The following is a 15,728-nucleotide window of genomic DNA, read 5'->3' as shown; positions in this document are numbered from 1 at the left end:
GTGCCAAGTATGGTGCCTCGATGGCGCGCACTCACCTCGTCTGGGACTGGAACGGCACCCTCCTCAACGACCTGCCGCTGGTCGTCTCGTCGACCAACGTGGCGTTCGCCAGCATCGACGGCCCGACCCTGAGTGTCGACGAGCATCGCCGCGCGTTCCACCGCCCGGTCGCCGGCTTCTACTCCGAGGTGCTCGGGCGCCCGCTCGACCAGGACGAGTTCGGCCGCCTCGACAAGATCTTCCACGACGCGTACCGGATCGGGCTGGCAACCTGTGAGCTGGCGACCGACGCCCGGAGCGCCATCGGATCCTGGACCGGCACGCAGTCGCTGCTGTCCATGTGGTTTCACAACGAGCTGGTGCTCGAGGTCGAGCGGCACGGGCTCACCACGCTGCTGGCTCGGATCGACGGCCTGCGCTCCGCGATCGGCGGCGACCTGAAGGCCGCGTACCTGGCCCGGCACCTCGGCGAGCAGGGCATCGACGGCACGTCCACCGTGCTGATCGGCGACTCAGTCGACGACGCCGACGCGGCCGCCTCCGTAGGCGCCCGGTGCGTGCTCTACACGGGCGGCTTCACCGACCCCCTACGCCTGCACGCCGCAGGCGTACCGGTAGCCGACACCCTGGCCGAAGCCGTCCACCTCGCCACCTCCCTCCCCTAACCACCCGCCGCCACGCGCCGCGCGCTCGCCGCCGCACGCCGTCGATCAAGGAAAACAGCGTCGATCAAGGAGGGCTATGGGGTGGTTAGGTCGCGGAGGAGGCGGGGCTCTTCTACGCGCCAGTAGCCGTGCTCCTTGCCGTCGAGCAGGGTTACCGGGACGCGGTCGCCGTACTCCGCCTCCAACTCCTGGTCGCTCGTGACGTCGACCTCCACCCAGCGCTCCCCCGCCGCCGCCGCCACCCGCTCGATCGCCTCCTTGGCCACGTCGCACAGGTGACACCCCGGACGGGTGATCAACGTCAACCGGGCGTCACTCAACGACGGCCTCACTTTGGCTCCCCTAACCGCGGGGGCCCGGAGTGCGCAGCAGCGTCTTGCGCACCTTGCCGGTCGCCGAATGCGGCAGCGAATCCACGAACTCGATCGACGTCGGGCACTTGAAGCGGGCCAGGTTGCGCTCGCAGTGCCGGAGCACCTCCGCGACCGTGACCTCGCTGCCCGGGTCGCGCACGACGTACGCCTTGACCGTCTGGCCGGTGTACGGATGCGGGGCGCCGAGCACCGCGGACTCCGCCACGCCGGGGCACGCGTCCAGCACCAACTCCACCTCGTGAGGGTAGACGTTGAAGCCGCTGACCAGGATCAGCTCCCCCAGCCGGTCGACCAGGAAGAGGTCGCCGTCGGCGTCCGCGTACGCCACGTCGCCGGTCGCCCACCAACCGTCGGGGTCGGGGCCGTCGCGCCCGTCGGGCCAGTAGCCGGAGAAGAGGTTGGCGCCGCGCACCACGATCTCGCCCGGGTCGGTGCCCGGCGATTCCAGCTCCAGCAGCAGCTCGTCCTCGGTGTCCGGGTCGACCGTGCCGTCGCGCCAGATGTCTTCGCCGTCGGCGGCGACCAGGCGCAGTTCCACGCCCGGGATCGGCTGCCCGATCGAGCCCACCTTCGGTGTGGCGCTCAGCAGCGTCGAGGTGAGCACCGGCGCGGTCTCGGTCAGGCCGTAGCCCACGAACACCGGGCTCCCGGTCGCCTCGGCGATCCGGGCCGCGGTCGCCGACTCCAGGGGCGCCGCCCCGCACACCGCGAACCGCACCGACGCGAACGCCTCGCCCAGGCCGGGCAGCCGCGACCAGCCGACGTACATCGAGGGGACGCCGACCACCGCGGTGATCCGCTCGCGGGCGATCACCTCTAGCGCGCTCGCCGCGTCGAAGCGCTCCACGAGCACACCGCACGCGCCGTGGTAGGCCACCGCGCCGAGCCCCGAGTTGAGCCCATAGGCGTGGAAAAGCGGCACCGCGAGCAGCATCCGGTCGTCCGGGCCGATCACTTCCGGCGCTACGCGCGCGACCTGCGTGTGATTGGCGATCAGCGCCCGATGCGACAGCATCGCGCCCTTCGGGTTCCCCTCGGTGCCCGAGGTGTAAAGCAGCACGGCCAAATCATCACCGCCACCACCGCCGGCGGCCTCGGGCCCGTCGAGGTCCGACAATGTCTCTGGTACGGCAGAGAGGGCTGGCAGGTCTCCCCGGAGTCCCGCCACGGTGGTGCGGACCTCCTCCGTCCCGATCAGCACGCCGGCCCCCGAGTCGGCGAGGACATGCAGCAGTTCCCGAGCCGTGAACTCCGGATTGACCGGCACCGCCGCGAGACCGGCGCGGAGCGCCCCGAAGAACGCGACCGCGTAGTCCGGCGTGTTGGGCAGTGCTATCGCCACCCGGGCCGGCTGCCCTGGCGTACCCGCTGATCGGAAGGCCGAAAGCCCACGTGCGATGGCGTCCACGCGGGCATCGAGCTGCCCCCAGGTCGTGGTCTGGCCTTGCCAGACGAGCGCCGGGCGGTCAGCGCCCGATTGCGCGGCGCGACGCACGAAGTCGGCCAGGTTTTCAGCGGCTGGTTCCTGCACGGTCACAGGGTAGTGTGACGCGCCTTACTTCGGCTCTACCCGATGTTCAGATGCTGCCCGGCTGGCCGCGCGGCGTGTCGCTTGTGCTGGTCACTCGAATGGGGAGCGCTACCGCTGTCAGGAACGCGACGCCGCACATGGTGTGCGACGGATTTAGCCACCTTCGGTAAATAATTCGGCTCTGTGTAACGGACTCCGCACACGTGGGTGATGTTGGCCCTATTATCTCCTGGGTCGGCTCACCCGTTTTGCCGTGAGTCGACACCCCTCACCCCGAGGAGGCCGCTGTGCCCGTTAACGCACCGCACCAGCACCTCAAGGGTGTGTGTCGCCTAATGGCGCGCTCTGCCCGATCACCACGGGACCGCGCCAGACCCGGCACATGCCCGAAGATGACGCTGCGCGCGGTTCCGGAGGAGGGCAGTGACGGCCTACACGTATCAAGAGTTCTATGCGCAGATGGCGCTCTCCGATGGCCTGCGGACGCTGCGCTTCGCCATGAACGACATGAGCACCCGGCGCACCCGCAACCGGACCCCGCACATCAACGAGACGCCGGGCCGGCACGTGCCGGGCACGAACGCGAAGCCGATCGGCGGCCGCGTCGTCGCGCCCGGCCGGCCCGCGATGCCGGCCCAGCCCGCGCCGGGGCACAACCCGGCGGACCCGGGCGTGCGCGGATCCGACACCGACACGGCGGTCCTGCCCGCCGTCGAGACCGGGCCACCGTCGCCGCCCACCTATCCCGACCGGCCGGACCCCACCGACGCGGCCGCCGAGGTGTGGGCGCTGGTGGAGCGGGCCCAGGCCGGCGAGTCGGAGGCGTTCGGCCTGATCTACGACCGGTACGTGGACACGGTGTTCCGGTTCGTCTACTTCCGGGTCGGCAACCGGCAGCTCGCCGAGGACCTGACCTCGGACACGTTCCTGCGGGCGCTCAAGCGGATCGGCAGCTTCACCTGGCAGGGCCGCGACCTCGGCGCCTGGCTGGTCACGATCGCCCGCAACCTGGTGGCCGACCACTTCAAGTCCGGCCGCTACCGGCTGGAGGTCACCACGGGTGATGTTCTCGACGCGGACCGCGAAGATCGCGGACCGGAGGGCAGCCCGGAGGCCGCCGTCGTCGACCACATCACCAACGTCGCCCTGCTCACCGCCGTCAAACAGCTCAACCCCGAGCAGCAGGAATGCATCGTGCTCCGCTTCCTGCAAGGCTTTTCGGTCGCCGAGACCGCACAGGCGATGGGCAAGAACGAGGGCGCGATCAAGGCACTTCAGTACCGAGCGGTACGCGCCCTCGCCCGGCTCCTGCCGGACGGGTTCCAGCCGTGACGCTGGTCGCAGCCGCCGGCTTGCCCGTAACCGAACGTGGCCGCCCGGCGTTTGTCATGGTGCGATCGGCGGTGGCTCTGACTTCCCCCAGGCCCGTCTTGCGGCTTCCGCTGCCGTCGCACCGGTTGGCGATCACGCCGGCCGTGCAGTCGTGACCAGCGAAGGGAGGTGCCCGCGGTGACCACAGATGTCTTTTACCGCCGGCGTGCCGAGCGCTTCGCGCAGCTTCTCGACGAGGCCGACGGCGGCCGCCGTCACCACGTACGCTCCCGCTCCGACGAAGACCTCAACTCCCTGGTCTCGGTACGCGACCGGGTGCTCGCGGCCCGGCCCGACGTCGAGATCGATTCGGACTTCCGTACCGGCCTGCGCGCGATGCTGATCGCGAAGGCGGAGCGGGACGGCATCGGGGCGACCGCCGTGGACGCCCCCGAGCCGGATTACCCGCCGGAGGCGGTGCGGCCCAAGTTCACCGGCCGCCGGATCCGGGCCCGCGGCGCCGTGATCATCGGAGTGGCGGTCGGCGCGATCGCCGTGTCCGGCATGTCCGCGGCCAGCGAAAACGCGATGCCCGGCGACGCACTGTACGGCGTCAAGCGCTCCACCGAGCGGGCCCAGCTCGCCCTGGCCAGCTCGGATGTGACGCGCGGGCAGCTCTTCCTCGACTTCGCGAGCACCCGCCTCGCCGAGGCGGAGGCCGTACGCCGCGACAGCGCCGGGTTCGCCGACGTGCTCGGCGACATGGACGGCGACACCCGCCAGGGCGTCAAGCTGCTCAACACGGCCGCTGTGCAGCGCCAGGACGACACTCCCTTGGACGCGATCGACTCGTTCGTGACCAGCCAGCGCAAGCAGATCACCCGGATGCTCGACCCGATCTCCGGCGCCTCGCGCGACCGTGCCCTCGAGTCGCTCACGCTGCTCGACCAGGTGAGCCAGCGGGCCAAGGCACTGCGTGGCACGCTCGACTGCAGCGGCACGGCCACGGCTGGTACGGACCCGCTCGGCCCCAAGCCGAGCACCTGCTGGGCCGGGCCCGGCCAGGGTCAGTCCGGCAACGGCCGGGGCACCGAGCCGCAGCAGCGGGACGGCGCGCAGCCGGCCCCGACGCGTACGGAGAACGAGGGTCCGGGCGGACCGTCGGGCGGCAACGGCACGACGCCGTCCACCGCCGCGCCGACCGCCTCGACGCCGGCCGACCAGCCCGCCCCGTCCCCGTCGAGCACCGACGACGGCCTCCTCGACGGCCTGGGCCGCATCCTTGGCGACCTGCTCGGCTGAGCTCCATGTTTAGTCTGGCCCGCTACCCTCGCAAGGAGCGAGCCAGAGGAGGTCCAGGCGTGGCGCGTACCCGCAGGGTTGCTGGGAAACAGAAGGTGACCGTCAGCACCGACGCCCGTGGCCACACAGCCGGATGGGCCGCCACCGACCTGGAAGCGGCGTTGACCGTACCGCCCGATCCGTCGGCGGCGGCGTTCTTCGACGTCGACAACACGATGATGCAGGGCGCGTCGATCTACTGGTTCGCCCGCGGTCTGGCCGCCCGCAAGTACCTGACCACCGGCGACCTGGCCCGCTTCGCCTGGCAGCAGGCCCGGTTCCGGCTGCTCGCCCGGGAGAACGCCGGCGACATGTCGCAGGCCAAGAACGCCGCGCTCGCCTTCGTCGAGGGCTGGCTGGTCGAGGACATGGAGCGGCTCAGCGAAGAGATCTTCGACGAGCTGATGGCCGAACGGATCTGGACCGGCACCCGCGCGCTCGCCCAACTGCACCTCGACGCCGGCCAGCGGGTGTGGCTGGTCACCGCGGCACCGGTCGAGCTGGGCCGGGTGATCGCCCAGCGGCTGGGCCTGACCGGCGCGGTCGGCACCGTCGCCGAGGTACGCGACGGCGCGTACACCGGACGGCTGGTGGGCGACCTGATGCACGGGCCGGCGAAGGCCGACGCGATCGCGCAGCTCGCCACCGTGGAAGGGCTCGACCTGGCCCGCTGCACGGCCTACAGCGACTCGTCCAACGACGTACCCATGCTCTCCGCGGTCGGCCACGCGGTCGCGGTCAACCCCGACAGCGCGCTGCGGTCCACGGCGCGGGAGCGTGGCTGGGAGATCCGCGACTTCCGCACCGGACGCAAGGCCGCCAAGATCGCCGTGCCGGCGACGCTGGCGACGGGCGTCCTGGTCGGCGCGGTCACCGCCGGGCTCGCCGCGCGCCGCCGCCACCGGCGCCGGTGAGGCTGCGGCTCGTTGGGCTCGCGGTGGCGCTGGCCGCGGCCGGTGTCCTGCTCGTCCTGACGCCGCACGGGTCATCCGCGCCGGCCGGGCCGGCGCAGCCGCGTACCGTCGAGCAGGTCTGGCCCGAGGCCGCCCGCGCCGACGTCGACGGCAACCTGCCGGACGGCCCGGCGTACAGTCCGCTCTTCTTCCTGGACGCGCGGGCCTCGCTGGGCACGGCGCCGGACCCCGGCGGGAGCATGCAGCGGCTGGTGCTGCGCGGCGCGGACGGCGCCGTACGCGAACTGCGGCGCCTGCCGGCCGACAGCACCCCGCAGTTCGCCGGCTTCGTCCGGGCCGGCGACGAGGTGGCCTGGGCCGAGTCCGTCACCGACGAGGACGGCGCCGCGCACACCCGCCTGTGGGCAGCCAACGTGGTATCCGGCGGCGCGCCCCGCCAGCTCACCGCCGACACCGGCGACGTGGTCTTCTTCAACTCCCAGTACGACCTGGTGACCTCCGATGGCCGCCTTTACTGGGTGGCCGTGGCACCCAGTAAGTCGGAAGCGACCGAGATCCGCTCGGTGCCATTGGCCGGCGGCGCCGTGACGGTACGCACCGAGCCGGGCTCGTGGGCGCTGTCCGGCTGGCCCTGGCTGGTCAGCGCCGGCAGCGGCCAGACCGGCCCGGTGCAGCTGCTCAACCTGGACACCCGTCAGGTGTACACAGTGGACGCCGCGCCGACCGAGCTGGCCACCTGCGGGCCGGCCTGGTGCCGCGTGCTCGTCCTCGCCGGCGACGGCCCGTCCCGCATCGACCTGATGCGACCGGATGGCAGCGACCGCCAGCAGGTGGCCGGCGGTGCGGCGACCGCCTCGGTCATCGACGTGGCGTTGGAGGACCGCTTCGAGGTGCTGTCGGTGTCGGAGACCGCGACCCAGCTCCTGCTGTACGACCTGAAGAAGAAGCAAACCGTCGTGGTGGCCGACGGGGTCGGCATGGTCCTGAGCCGGGGCGGCGTGCTGTGGTGGTCCACTCAGGACACCTGGCACTCCCTCGACCTGCGGACGCTGCCCTAACGCCCGAAGGGGTCGGGGCGGCGCTCCAGTAGGCGGTGCAGGGCCTGCTGGATCGTCTCGCGCACCTGATCGGCGAGGTTGAAGATCACCATCGGGTCGTCCGCGGAGTCGACCAGGTCGGCCGTCGGGATCGGCGGGCAGAACTCGATCAGCCACTTGCTCGGCAGCGGCACCAGCCCGAGCGGTCCCAGCCAGGGAAACGTCGGCGTGACCGGGAAGTACGGCAGCTTGAGCAGGCGGGCCAGCGGCTTGAGGTCGGCCAGGATCGGATAGATCTCCTCGGCGCCGACGATCGCCACGGGCACGATCGGCGTACCGGTGCGCAGCGCCGCCGACACGAACCCGCCGCGCCCGAACCGCTGCAGCTTGTACCGGTCGCGGTAGTGCTTGCCGACGCCCTTGAACCCCTCCGGGAAGACGCCCACCAGCTCGCCGGTGTGTAGCAGCCGCTCGGCGTCCGCGTTGCACGCCACCGTCCCGCCTGACTTGCGGGTCAGCTCCGAGAGCACCGGCATCCGGAACACCAGATCCGCGCCCAGCAACCGCAGGTGGCGCGCCTTCGGGTGCTCGTCGTGCACCGCGATCGACAGCATCAGCGCGTCCATCGCGACGGTGCCCGAGTGGTTGCCGACCACCAGCCCGGCGCCGTCCTCCGGGATGTGCTCCGCCCGAAGACCTCGGTGCGGAACCAGTCCCGGTACAGCAGCCGCAGCACCGGGTAGAAGACCTGGTCGGTCAGCTCCGCGTCGAAGCCGAACTCGTCCACCTCGTACTGCCCCGACATCCTGCGGCGCAGGAACGCCAGCCCGGACGCGACGCGCTTGTCCCACACGTCGCCCGGCCGGTCTTCGACCGCGGGCCCGGGCACGTGCCCGTTGCGCCGCGCCGGCCGCTCCAGCTCGTCGGTCGGTTCAGACGGGGGTACGACGAGTCGCTTGTGATCCGTCACGGCTGCTCCTGGGCGGCGGCGCGTACCCGGCGGATGCCGTCGAGGATGATCTGCTCGGCGGTCGCGAGGCGCTCGGCGGTCATCAGTGCGCGGTCGGCGTTCCCGCGGATGAAGTCGTCGAACGCGACGGCCGTGGTGCGCGGCTCGTAGCCGTACTCGTTGATGAGCTTGGTCGTGTCGACCACCCGGCCGTGCACGAAAAGATCGAGCTGGTCGAGCCCGTAGCGCCCGACCCGCAGGCCGCCGGCGAGCGTCGCGGCGGCCGAGAGGCCGGGCTCGAAGACCGGCAGCGCGACCCGGCCGGCCCGCCGGATGGCTTGGGAGAGCGCGAGCACGCCGGCGCCCGCGACGTTGTACGTCCCCGGGTGGTCCTCGACCACGGACCGGTGCAGCACTTCCAGCGCGTCGTCGATGTGGACGAACTGCAGCCGCGGGTCGCGGCCGAGCACCGTGGGGACGATCGGCTGGGCGAAGTAGCGGGTCAGCGTCGTGGCGGCCGTCGATCCGATGAACGGCGCGAAGCGGAGCACGGTCGCGCTGACGTCCGGCCGGCGGCGGCGGAACCCGCGCAGGTAGCCCTCGACGTCGAGGATGTCGCGCGCGAATCCGCCCCGCGGCACCTGGCGCGGCTCGGTGTCCTCGGTGAAGACGGCCGGGTCGCGGAACGACGCCCCGTACGCCGCGGTGGACGAACGCATCACCAGCTTGCGCAGCCGCGGCGCCTGCTGGCAGGCGGCGAGGAGCTGCATCGTCCCGATGACGTTCTGCTCCTTCATCGCCGCCCGCCCGCCGTGCTGCGGCTCGGCCGCGGTGACGAGTGCGAGGTGCACCACCACCTCCGCGCCCAAGTCGGCGAGGACGGTGTTGGCCGAGCCCGCGTCGGCGCGCACGTGCTCCACGTCGGTCAGCATGGCCGCGACCTCAGGCGTGAGCTCGTTTGGGTCGAGCCCCACCACGCGACCGACGCGTTCGTCCGCCGCTAGACGGGCGGCAACATGCGCGCCGAGGAACCGGCCGATGCCGGTCACCACGACGACACCCAAGGCGGCTGTCACCGCCACCTCACGTTTCGTGCCTCGCCCGGCGCGTGGTCCGGACGTGGCTACTTGCCGAGACGACGACGCTGGACGCGGGTCTTACGCAGCAGCTTGCGGTGCTTCTTCTTAGCCATGCGCTTGCGGCGCTTCTTGACAACCGAGCCCATACGTAAGCCTTCCCATCACGAGCGCTAGACAGCGGACACCAGGGTAGCCCCTGCTACGCCGACTCTTGGAACGCCCCCGAAGGTATTCATGCACCGCGTGCTCGGGCACCCGGAACGACCGGCCAACCCGTACCGCGGTCAACTCGCCAGAGTGCACCAGCCGGTAGACGGTCATCTTCGAGACTCGCATGAGCGTCGCCACCTCGGCGACGGTCAGGAACTTGACCTCCGACAGCCTGCCCTCGGACTGTGGTGATCCTGCCATGGCTCACCAACCCATCCCATCCCGGACGCGTGCCGCCGGACGGGATTTTCCCGCGCCGCAGCGGGCAACGCGCGTGTAACTAGTACGGTACCGGGACGGCTGTGACCCACGCGATCCCTTCAAGCATTTGATCATGATCCGTCAAGTCGCCACTCCGCACGGACCGCATATTTCCCCCATTCATCCCCCATTCCGGACACCCCCGCGATGCCCCCTTCCCGCCCCTCTGCCCGCCCCTCTTCCCGCCCCTCTTCCCGCCCCTCTTCCCGCCCCTCTTCCCGCCCCTCTTCCCGTCGATCAAGGGCAAATGGTCGTGCTTTGATCTCTTTTCCACGACCGTTTGCCCTTGATCGACGCCGTTTCCCTTGATCGGCGCGAGGGCCGAGCACGCGAGGGCTCGGGGCTCGTCGGGCGCCAATGGGCCGCCCTTGTTGGCATGCGCCGCGCCCCAACAGGGGTCCCCTATGCACGCCGAAGCGGGTACCGGGGCGCCCCACTCACGCCCGCCGGCCAACATGGGCGCTTGCTCCGTAATCACCGCCGTGATCGGGCGGCAGCGCGCGCCGTGTGCCGTCGATCAAGGACTTCCGCGTCGATCAAGGGCAAACGGTCGTGGATTGGAGATCAAAGCACGGCCATATGCCCTTGATCGACGCGCAATCAGGGGCACGCACAGAGGGGCACGCGCAAAGGGGAGGCGGGGGCGGGGGTTACTCGGTGCGGAGGGCTACTACGGGGTCTAGGCGGCCCGCGCGTTGGGCGGGGACTACGCCGAAGACGATGCCGACCGCGGCGGACACGCCGAACGCGAGCGCCAGCGACCACCACGTGATCGCGGCCGGTACGGGGGACCAGCGTCCCACCAGGAGTGCCGCGCCCACGCCGAGCGCCATTCCCGTGACGCCGCCCAACGTCGTGAGCAGCACCGCCTCCAGGAGGAACTGCACGCCGATGTCCCGCGGCCGGGCGCCGACCGCCTTGCGCAGCCCGATCTCGCGGGTGCGTTCGCGTACGGAGACCAGCATGATGTTGGACACGCCGACCCCGCCCACGAGCAGCGAGATGCCGGCGATCGCGGCCAGTACGCCGGTCAGCACGCCCAGGATGTCGCCGAGTACGCCGAGGATCTGCTCCTGCGTGACGGCGCTGAACTCCGTATCCGGGTGCCGCGACCCCAGCTCGGCGACGATGCGCTCGCCCAGTTCGTCGATCCGATCCCGGTCGGGCGCCTTGACCGCGATGCCGTCGATGCGGTTGGTTCCGTAGAGGCGGTGGGCGGTCGTCACCGGGATGTGCACCTCGTCGTCCCGGTCCACGCCGAGGCTCTGGCCGAGCGGTGCGAAGACCCCGATCACCCGGAATCGCACGCCCGCGACGGAGACCTGCTGCCCGACGGGGTCGCGGTCGCCGAAGAGGGTACGGGCGACGGTCGACCCGAGGACCGCCACCCGCCGGGCGGTGTCCACATCGGACGATGTCAGGTAGCTGCCCCGGCCCATGGAGCGGACGAACACCTGGGGCGTCGTCTCCAGCACGCCCTGCACGGTGGTGAACGTCGACCGGGTGCCGGCGCGTACCGTCTCGCCGGAGGTGACGGTCACCGCCACCCGCGACGGGTCGCCGACCACACGCGTCACCGCGTCCACATCGGACAGTGTCAGGCGGGACACGGAGGGCGCGGAGTTGAACTCCAGCCGCCCCGGTACGACGATCAGCAGGTTGGAGCCGAGCCCCTCGACCTGCTGCTCCACCTCCCGCTTGGCGCCGGTGCCGATCGCGACCAGCACGACGACGGCGGCGACACCGATCACCACGCCGAGCATGGTCAGCCCGCTGCGCAACCGGTTGGCGCGCAAGGCGTCCAGGGCTACCCGCCAGGCTTCGACCAATCTCATGAAACGATCACGCCGTCGCGCATCACGATCTGGCGGCGCGCCCGGGCGGCCACGTCCCGGTCGTGGGTCACCAGGACGAGCGCCACGCCGGACGCGGCGTTCAGCTCCTCCAGCAGGCCCAGCACGGCCTCGCCGGTGACCGTGTCGAGGTTACCGGTCGGCTCGTCCGCCAGGAGTACGGACGGATCGGTGACCAGCGCCCGAGCGATCGCCACCCGCTGCTGCTCGCCGCCGGAGAGCTGGTTGGGTCGGTGGTGCAGGCGATGGCCGAGCCCGACCCGTTCCAGCATCGCCGTGGCCCGTGCGCGGCGCTGGCGGGCGCCGAGGCCCCGGTAGACGAGCGGCAGCGCCACGTTGTCCACCGCGGTCGTACGCGGCAGCAGGTGGAACGCCTGGAACACGAAGCCGATGGTCTCGTTGCGCAGCCGGGCCATCTCCGGCGCGGACAGGCCCGCCACGTCGCGCCCGCCGATGACGAGGCGGCCGCTGCTCGGCCGGTCGAGCCCGCCGAGCAGGTGCATGAGCGTGGACTTGCCCGACCCGGACGGCCCCACGACCGCCACATAGTCGCCGACCGCGATCTCCAGCGAGACGCCGCGCAGGGCGGGCACGGACACCCCGTCCAGCTCGTACGTCCGCGTGACGTCCGACGCCTGGACCGTCATGAAACCTCTTGGCCGGGGCGTACCTGGTCGGTGCCGCGGACGACCACCCGCTCGCCGTCGGCCACGCCGGCGACGATCTGCACCAGGTCCTGCCCCTGCACGCCGACGGTCACGTCGACGCGTTCGGCCTTGCCGCCGCGGACCACCCACACGGCGTCGCGCCCGTCCGCGGAGAAGACCGCCGCCGCGGGGACGGTGATCGCGTCGGCGGCCTCGCGGACCTGGAGGTGGACGACCGCGCTCATGCCGGGGCGGGGTGCGGGTGCCTCCCGGCCGTCGCCGTACGCCCCGGCGCCGAGCGCCAGCCGGACCCGGTACGCCACGCCGCCGCGCGCCGACGAGGTCGGCAGTACGTCGACCGAGCGCACCTCGCCGGTGTACGTCGCTCCGGTCGCCGCGTCCAGCTCCACTGTCGCCGCGAGGCCCTGCCGCACCAGCAGGATGTCGGTCTCGTCCACCTCGGCGACCAGCCCGAGGGCGGACACGTCGACGACGGTCAGCACGGCGGTGCCCGCGGTCACCTGGCCGCCCACCGGAATGGCCACATCGACGCCGGCCACCGCGGGTGCGGCCGGCAAGGATGCGGCCGCGCCGCCCAACAGGTCCGCGAAGGAAGGGGTGGTGGCCGTAGACGTACCACCGAGCTGCACCACGCCCGGGATCGGCGCCCGCAGCGTCAACGCGTCCACGGTGGACTTCGCAAGGTCGTACGCCTGCTGTGCCTGGAGGCGTTGCGCGGCGGACAGCGCGCTCATCGCGGAGCTGAGCCCGGCGACGCCGCGCTGCACCGCCCGGACGGCCTGGCCGGCGGCGCGCGCGGCGGTCTCGTACTGCTTCTGCGCGGCGTCGACCTGGGCCAGGAGCACGCCGCGGACGTGCTGGTCGGCGATCTTCCCGGCGGCGTCCCGCGCGGCGTCGAACGCCGCCGCGGCCGCCTTGTCGGTCTCGCGCTGCACGCCGGACAGGTTGACGCCGCCACCGAAGCCGCCGCCCGCCCGACGGGCCGCGTCGAGCGCCTGCTTGGCCTGCTTCAGCCGGGCCTTCGCGGTCGGCGAGTCAACAACCGCCAGCACCTGGCCGCGCCGCACCGAGTCTCCCGCCCGTACGCGGAGCGTGGCGAGCGTGCCGTCCGCGGGCGCGGTCAGCGTGGCCGCGGCCTTGGCCGTGACGGCGGCCGGGGCGTCGACCACCTCGGCGACGGTGCCGCGCGCGGCGTTGCCGAGCGCGACCGGGGACTCATCGTTGCCGCAGGACGCGGCGGTGGCACCGAGCGCGACAACCGACGCGACGGCGAGCACGGCCAACCTGGGAGGCGAGGGGGCGCCAGGCACGCCGACCATGCTACGAGGCGGCGCTCCGGACGTACGAGACGCAGTCGTCGTGCAGTGCCTGCCAGGGCTCGCCGAACACCTCGGTCGACGCCTGCTCCGGCGACTTTCGCTCGTGGATGACCGCCTTGAAGAACGCGAGCAGGGCCTGCTCACCGAAGCGGTCCACGAGGTGCCGGACCGCCAGATATCCGACCCCGTACGCGGCGCTGACCTGCCAGTCGGCCGCCCCGGCGCCCGGTTCGGCCTTGGTGAGCGGCCCGTTCCAGCCGCCCGCGACGAGCCTCTGGACGTCGGGCAGGCTTTCGTACCGGCCGACCGGGCGCCCGCCGGCCGCCGCGAGGTCGGCCACGCCCTCGACCAGCCACCAGTTCTCGCCGGTACGCGAGCCGCTGCCAGGCAGCGACGACGCGTGGGTCATCTCGTGCCGCAACAGGTCGTCCAGGACGGTGCTGTGCAGGTCCTTGCCGTTGAGCACCACGTCGTAGTGGCCGCCGCCCACCGGCACCGCGTACCCGGCCGTCCACTCCGGCCGGTCGCCGCCGTACCACCGCTTCCACTCCGCCTGGCCGGCGTAGAAGATCTCGTAGTAGTGCGGAGGCGTGCCGTCGACGGCGTACCGGTCGGCGACCTCGGCGGCCCGCTCGGCCTCGGCCAGCACCGCGGCGAGCTTGGACTTGTTGGCGGCGGTGGTGGCGACCACCGTGCGCTTGCCGACGGCGACGACCAGGTCGCTGACCTCCCAGGGGCGCGGTCCGTCCTGCACGGACGGCGACGGTTGTACGGCGACCAGCCGCGGCACGCCCGACCCCTCGACCCATCGCGTCTCGATCCGCACCGGCCCCGGATCGCACCCGGACTCGACGAAGCAGTGCCCGAACGTCACCGGTACCCGCCACTCGGTGCCGACCCGGGCCGGCAGGTCGGTGATCTTCGGCTGCCAGGCCGCGACCTTCAGCGCCCGCAGCGACCGGAACTGCCGACGCAGCACGCCGACCGCGGCCGACTTGGGCTCGGCGGCCGCGAGGAAGCCGCGCTCGTCGCCGCGCAGCAGGGCGCCGGCCTGCTGGGTGAGGACCGCCATGATCTGCTCGCGCAGCCACAGCTGGGTCATCGACTCCGGGTCACCCGGTCGCGGACTGTGCACCTCGACCGGGGTGGGGCTGGCGGACGCGCGCGGTTGGCGGGCCAGCAGGGTCACCGTCACGACGACCGGCACCGAGCACAGCGCCAGCGCGACGACCACCCCAGGGCCAGCCAGAGGGGCCATCGACGCGGGGGGTTCACGACGGGAGAGTACAGCTATCGCTTGGAACGCAGTGCCCGGAGGAAGAAGCCAAGATTCGCCGGGCGCTCGGCGAGCCGGCGCATCAGGTACGCGTACCACTGGTTGCCGTACGGCAGGTAGATCCGCACGGTGTACCCCTCGGCGGCCAGCCGGGCCTGCTCCTCGGGGCGCACCCCGTACAGGAACTGGAACTCGAACTCGTCCGGCGAGCGGTCGAACCACCGGGCGCGGTCCTCGCCGATCGCGACCAGCCGCGGGTCGTGGGTCGCCAGCATCGGGTAGCCGTCGCCCGACATGAGGATGTTGAGGCAGCGCACGAACGCCTTGTCGACGTCCAGCGCGGACTGGTACGCGACCGACTCCGGCTCCTTGTACGCCCCTTTGCACAGCCGTACCCGCGAGCCGGCCGTGGCCAGCTCCCGGCAGTCCGCCTCGGTCCGCCGCAGGTACGCCTGCAGCACCGCACCCGTCGTCGGGAAGTCGGTGCGCAGCTTGGTCAGGATGTCCAGGGTCGAGTCGGTGGTGGTGTGGTCTTCGGCGTCGAGGGTGACCGTCGTGCCCGCCTCGCTCGCCGCCGCGCAGATCGCGCGCGCGCCGTCGTACGCGAGTTGCTCGTCGAACTTCTGCCCGAGCGCGGAGAGCTTGACGCTGACCTCGGCCGCCGGGGTCAGGTCGGCCCCCTTCAGGGCGGCCAGCAGCTCGACGTACGCCTCTTTGGTGGCCGCCGCCTGCTCGGGCGTCTCGGTGTCCTCGCCGAGCAGGTCGAGGCTTACCGACAGGCCGTCGGAGACCAGCTCACCGGTGGCCCGCAGCGCGTCGTCGGCGGCCGCGCCCGGCACGAACCGCCGGACCACGCCGCGGGCGAGCGGGGCCGTCTCGACGAGCCGTTCGATCCGGGACGACCGGGAGGCGGCGAGGATGACCGATCGCAGCATGAGGC

General features: G+C 72.0%; 11 protein-coding genes and 5 pseudogenes. 5 read left to right on the top strand and 11 right to left on the bottom strand.

The features are described from left to right. Nucleotides 1-20 precede the first annotated feature (20 nt). Nucleotides 21-665 carry an HAD family hydrolase gene (locus Prum_RS22305; protein WP_173078273.1) on the top strand — a complete coding sequence of 215 codons (645 nt, stop codon included), beginning with the start codon at nt 21-23 and terminating at the stop codon, nt 663-665. 74 nt (nt 666-739) lie between these two features. Here the strand turns inward: Prum_RS22305 and Prum_RS22300 are convergent, their stop codons facing one another. Further along, on the bottom strand, nt 740-985 hold the full coding sequence (locus Prum_RS22300) for a glutaredoxin family protein (RefSeq protein WP_173084034.1): 246 nt from the start codon (nt 983-985) through the stop codon (nt 740-742). 22 nt (nt 986-1,007) lie between these two features. After that, complete coding sequence (locus Prum_RS22295; RefSeq protein ID WP_173078272.1) at nt 1,008-2,570, bottom strand: AMP-binding protein; 1,563 nt, start codon at nt 2,568-2,570, stop codon at nt 1,008-1,010. Nucleotides 2,571-3,086: 516 nt separating this feature from the next. On the opposite strand from Prum_RS22295, the pseudogene Prum_RS22290 reads away from it, so the two are divergent. The 4 genes and pseudogenes from Prum_RS22290 to Prum_RS22275 all read left to right on the top strand — a co-directional run. Further along, nucleotides 3,087-3,902: pseudogene (locus Prum_RS22290) on the top strand (ECF subfamily RNA polymerase sigma factor, BldN family); the annotation flags it as partial. A 177-nt stretch (nt 3,903-4,079) separates the two neighbouring features. Then, nucleotides 4,080-4,940, top strand: a pseudogene (locus tag Prum_RS22285) (DUF5667 domain-containing protein); the annotation flags it as partial. A 248-nt stretch (nt 4,941-5,188) separates the two neighbouring features. Next, on the top strand, nt 5,189-6,136 hold the full coding sequence (locus tag Prum_RS22280; RefSeq protein WP_173078270.1) for an HAD family hydrolase: 948 nt from the start codon (nt 5,189-5,191) through the stop codon (nt 6,134-6,136). Continuing rightward, nucleotides 6,133-7,194, top strand: a complete 1,062-nt coding sequence (locus Prum_RS22275; protein ID WP_173078269.1) for a hypothetical protein — start codon at nt 6,133-6,135, stop codon at nt 7,192-7,194. Before Prum_RS22280 ends, Prum_RS22275 begins: the two co-directional genes overlap by 4 nt. Here Prum_RS22275 and Prum_RS22270 read toward each other — a convergent pair. From Prum_RS22270 to Prum_RS22230, 9 genes and pseudogenes are all read right to left on the bottom strand, one after another. After that, a pseudogene (locus Prum_RS22270) lies at nt 7,191-8,062 on the bottom strand (lysophospholipid acyltransferase family protein). The gene Prum_RS22275 and the pseudogene Prum_RS22270 overlap by 4 nt on opposite strands. A gap of 77 nt (nt 8,063-8,139) precedes the next feature. Continuing rightward, complete coding sequence (locus Prum_RS22265; RefSeq protein WP_246278031.1) at nt 8,140-9,198, bottom strand: NAD-dependent epimerase/dehydratase family protein; 1,059 nt, start codon at nt 9,196-9,198, stop codon at nt 8,140-8,142. Between the two features lie 47 nt (nt 9,199-9,245). Next, nucleotides 9,246-9,347, bottom strand: coding sequence for a 30S ribosomal protein bS22 (locus Prum_RS22260; RefSeq protein WP_007465623.1), 102 nt, complete (start codon nt 9,345-9,347; stop codon nt 9,246-9,248). A 53-nt stretch (nt 9,348-9,400) separates the two neighbouring features. Next, a pseudogene (locus Prum_RS22255) lies at nt 9,401-9,612 on the bottom strand (helix-turn-helix domain-containing protein). A 710-nt stretch (nt 9,613-10,322) separates the two neighbouring features. Then, nucleotides 10,323-11,507 (bottom strand): ABC transporter permease, encoded by a 1,185-nt coding sequence (locus Prum_RS22250; protein WP_173078268.1) that lies wholly within the window; start codon nt 11,505-11,507, stop codon nt 10,323-10,325. After that, a pseudogene (locus tag Prum_RS22245) lies at nt 11,507-12,172 on the bottom strand (ABC transporter ATP-binding protein); the annotation flags it as partial. The gene Prum_RS22250 and the pseudogene Prum_RS22245, both read right to left, overlap by 1 nt. Continuing rightward, nucleotides 12,169-13,512 (bottom strand): efflux RND transporter periplasmic adaptor subunit, encoded by a 1,344-nt coding sequence (locus Prum_RS22240; RefSeq protein WP_173078266.1) that lies wholly within the window; start codon nt 13,510-13,512, stop codon nt 12,169-12,171. The gene Prum_RS22240 and the pseudogene Prum_RS22245, both read right to left, overlap by 4 nt. A gap of 1 nt (nt 13,513) precedes the next feature. Then, entirely contained in the window at nt 13,514-14,746 is a 1,233-nt protein-coding gene (locus Prum_RS22235; protein WP_173078265.1) for a hypothetical protein, read from the bottom strand. Between the two features lie 56 nt (nt 14,747-14,802). Then, complete coding sequence (locus Prum_RS22230; RefSeq protein WP_173078264.1) at nt 14,803-15,723, bottom strand: proline dehydrogenase family protein; 921 nt, start codon at nt 15,721-15,723, stop codon at nt 14,803-14,805. Between the last annotated feature and the right edge of the window lie 5 nt (nt 15,724-15,728).

This window comes from Phytohabitans rumicis (assembly GCF_011764445.1).
Classification (GTDB): Bacteria; Actinomycetota; Actinomycetes; order Mycobacteriales; family Micromonosporaceae; genus Phytohabitans; species Phytohabitans rumicis.
This window is presented reverse-complemented; position numbering and strand designations above follow the sequence as displayed.

Coding starts and splice junctions, on each gene's coding strand:
- Prum_RS22280 (WP_173078270.1), top strand. CDS start 5,189: ATGTTTAGTCTGGCCCGCTACCCTCGCAAGGAGCGAGCCAGAGGAGGT.
- Prum_RS22305 (WP_173078273.1), top strand. CDS start 21: ATGGCGCGCACTCACCTCGTCTGGGACTGGAACGGCACCCTCCTCAAC.
- Prum_RS22240 (WP_173078266.1), bottom strand. CDS start 13,512: ATGGTCGGCGTGCCTGGCGCCCCCTCGCCTCCCAGGTTGGCCGTGCTC.
- Prum_RS22250 (WP_173078268.1), bottom strand. CDS start 11,507: ATGAGATTGGTCGAAGCCTGGCGGGTAGCCCTGGACGCCTTGCGCGCC.
- Prum_RS22230 (WP_173078264.1), bottom strand. CDS start 15,723: ATGCTGCGATCGGTCATCCTCGCCGCCTCCCGGTCGTCCCGGATCGAA.
- Prum_RS22260 (WP_007465623.1), bottom strand. CDS start 9,347: ATGGGCTCGGTTGTCAAGAAGCGCCGCAAGCGCATGGCTAAGAAGAAG.